A 2,993-nucleotide genomic window follows, 5' to 3' on the forward strand; every position below is an offset into this window, starting at 1 on the left:
TGGTATCTCTCCGGTCGGGCTACGCCCTCCCTACGAAACACCACCCCAGCGTTCTCATCCTGATTGACGCTCGACTCTCACCTTGTTTGTCGCGCGGCACAAGACCACGATGGCAATTCATCTGGCTCTGCAGATCGCCTCCTGGGATGGGAATGGAAGCGCACCTATCTGGATGGGCCAGCGCATCGAAAAGACTGGCGTCACATTCGTCCTCACATACGAAGAGCCGACCGACAACATCCATCGCATCATGCACGAGATGTGCAAAGCCGAGGATCTCGATCCATCGATCATCGACACACGCTGCATCGTGAAGTCGATGCTTGACATCGACGCGAGTGGTGAACCGCTTGTCGCCCCTGATCCCAAGACGCGCGCCCCCTCGCCTACCGAGGAATACCACGCTCTGACCGAGGAGTTGCGTGAGATCGAGCGCGAAGTCGGCCCGATCGGCTGCATTGTCATCGACAACCTCGGCACTGCGTATTCGGTCAACGGCAACGATTACCAGGAAGCCAACAACGCGCTCCATTGGGTCCAGCGGTGGGCTGCTGAATTCGGCTCTCTGGTCGTGAATATCGGACATACGAATAAAGGCGCGCCCCCGCAGCGCGGACGGTACGGTGAAGCTCCAAGGGACCTGACTGACGAAGAGGTGTTGAACACGGTCATGGGCTCGACGGGCTGGATCTCGGCGCACCGTGCGACGATGGTAATGTGGCAACTACAGGAGGAGCAAGAACAGCAACTCGCCAAGAAACTCGGAGATAAAGACTTCGAGCCCGGCACAACCCGTCGGAAATACATTCATGCTCAGGTTTTGAAAGAGAACGTTCGAGGCATCTACACGGGGCGACTGACGCTTCGCCGCGACGGCGTCGGACTTACTGACATCTCCCAGAACGCGAAGCATGCGAAGAGCGGCGATTACCAAAAGAAAATGCGCGACCTCGCGACCGCGATCGGGAAATGCGACGCCCAAGGTATCACATTCATGCCGACCGGTAGCCGGGGGCTATATGAGAACCGCGATGCGCTCGGCGGCACCTTCTCGAATATGAAGAGAGCAAAGCTTGTCGCTCTTGCCAAGAACGCGCTGGATGAGGGAATTCTTTCCGTTTCCGAGGCAGATGGCCCTAAGAAACTGGTAAGCGAGGTGGATGATGGAGCCAACCGAAAGTATCGCGAACTCGCTCAGCGGGCAGTTGAGGTTGCCTTCGATCGCGGAAAGCCGTTTGCTCTGGACATGAAAGATCCGCTTAGCCCGATAGCACGGCGCGATGAGCTGCCTTTCACGCTGTCCGGGCTCAACGACGCAAAGTTGGAAATGGCATTCAAACTCGCTATGATGCATGGTGAGGTGAAAAGGTCAGGTCAGGATGGAGCCGCGCTTGGGCATCTGGTCCCGTCTACCGCGTAAAGAGATCCCGTAGCGGCCCGGGTAATGACCGCCTGCTGGGATACGGAGCGGCAACTCCCCCGGTAGCTTGTTTGCACGGCCCCGGCTTCGGCCGGGGCCTTTTTATGCGTCCGCTTGGATCTCCTCGAAGAGTATTTCCGCGATTCCGGAGCCGGGCATGGCCATTACCTCCGTGGATCCATCTTCGAGAACATCGAACGCGATATACTGATCCTCTTCATCGTGCGCCACATAAGCCGCCCGGCCATCTTCTTTCATGCCCGGGACCTGGTCGAGCGAATACGCGGTCCATCTGTAGCCCGTTGCGGGCTCCGATATCTTGGGATCTCGGGCGAGAACGTCGGCGAGGCTGTTGATATACCGCTTGTCCATTTCGGTTTTGATCGCAGTGACGGTCTCCTCGTCCACGTGCACCGGGAATTCGTATCGACCGGATATCGCGCCTAAGAATGTCGTTCTGTCCACGTCATTGAAGAACTGCGTAATTAAAAACAGCTCGCCGCTCCCGGTCGGCTCTTTGATGCCGTGCTCTGCCACGATATCGTCCGGGATCCGGCGTAGCCTGAACCCAGGCCCAGGAACTTCCGCTACACCATCGTCATAAAGATGGCATGTGAAGTCCTTTTTGGTTTCATCGCCGAGCTGAACCGTCAAATCACCGAGAGTATTTGTCGACCTGTAAAGCGTTTTTTCCATTCTACTCAATCCCTTCTGATTCTCGGCGAACCTGCCATCGGACTGTGACGAAAATTTGGAGCGAGGTCAGACACCGGGCGCGATTTCCTGGTCATGGCACATCGCGTTCGATATCGCTGGATTAGCCAGGACGGATATATCCACCTCAGCCTCGAGTGCGGCCGCATCGTTGGCGAGCACCGCCACGTGTGGGAATGCGCCCATGGCCCGATCCCACCTGACTACCAAATCCATCACATCGACCAGGATCGGGCGAACAACAAGCTCTGGAACCTGGCCGCCCTGCTCCCCGGCGACCACAAGCGGGCACACTGCGGCCACTGGATCGACACCAGCGGCCGGTGGTGGAAGCGCTGCACTACATGCCGCCGTCCAGCGCCTGAAGATGACTTCCCCACCAAGCGATACCGCGACGGGATCCGCCTGACCCGCGGCAACTGCAGGACCTGCGAGAGAGACAGACAGAGAGCCAAGAACGGGTGGCAAGGCGGCACCACGTCGAAGTTGGGTAAGCATTACGGCCCGCTGGCAATTGGCTGAGGACACAGCGCAGGAGATACCCATATGACCCGACATTCCCCAAGTTGCGTACCGTCTGACGTGAATATCGCCTGAATTTGCCCATCGGACAAGCGTTTTTCGCCCCGACCGGCGCCTGCGGTCGCGCAGGCTGCGGAAACTGGGCGGTGTGCGTCTTCAGATAATTTGGGACATCAGAGCGTGCTTTCGTTTGGAGGCTCTAGCTCATCCTTGATTGAGATTATGCGGTTTCAGTTTCGTGGCGCAAGCGCCGGGTGAGCATGGTTTTTCGTTTGATCTCCTCTCGCTGTTTCAGGATTTGCTCAGCGCGGCCGAAGTAGACATCGACGGGCGTCAG

At 57.8% G+C, this 2,993-nt stretch carries 4 protein-coding genes; 2 read left to right on the forward strand and 2 right to left on the reverse strand.

All coding sequences use genetic code 11. From position 1 onward, the window contains the following. The first annotated feature begins 109 nt into the window (after window positions 1-109). Window positions 110-1,420 (forward strand): AAA family ATPase, encoded by a 1,311-nt coding sequence (locus ACH107_RS31630; RefSeq protein WP_412509605.1) that lies wholly within the window; start codon window positions 110-112, stop codon window positions 1,418-1,420. Window positions 1,421-1,522: 102 nt separating this feature from the next. Here the strand turns inward: ACH107_RS31630 and ACH107_RS31635 are convergent, their stop codons facing one another. Together ACH107_RS31635 and ACH107_RS31640 are read right to left on the reverse strand one after the other, a co-directional pair. Then, window positions 1,523-2,116 (reverse strand): hypothetical protein, encoded by a 594-nt coding sequence (locus tag ACH107_RS31635; protein ID WP_412509606.1) that lies wholly within the window; start codon window positions 2,114-2,116, stop codon window positions 1,523-1,525. A gap of 66 nt (window positions 2,117-2,182) precedes the next feature. Beyond that, complete coding sequence (locus tag ACH107_RS31640) at window positions 2,183-2,320, reverse strand: hypothetical protein (RefSeq protein ID WP_412509608.1); 138 nt, start codon at window positions 2,318-2,320, stop codon at window positions 2,183-2,185. Between ACH107_RS31640 and ACH107_RS31645 the strand changes: the two genes are divergently transcribed. After that, entirely contained in the window at window positions 2,303-2,656 is a 354-nt protein-coding gene (locus ACH107_RS31645) for an HNH endonuclease (protein WP_412509607.1), read from the forward strand. The genes ACH107_RS31640 and ACH107_RS31645 overlap by 18 nt on opposite strands. Window positions 2,657-2,993: the final 337 nt, after the last annotated feature.

This window comes from Roseovarius halophilus (ex Wu et al. 2025), assembly GCF_047086965.1.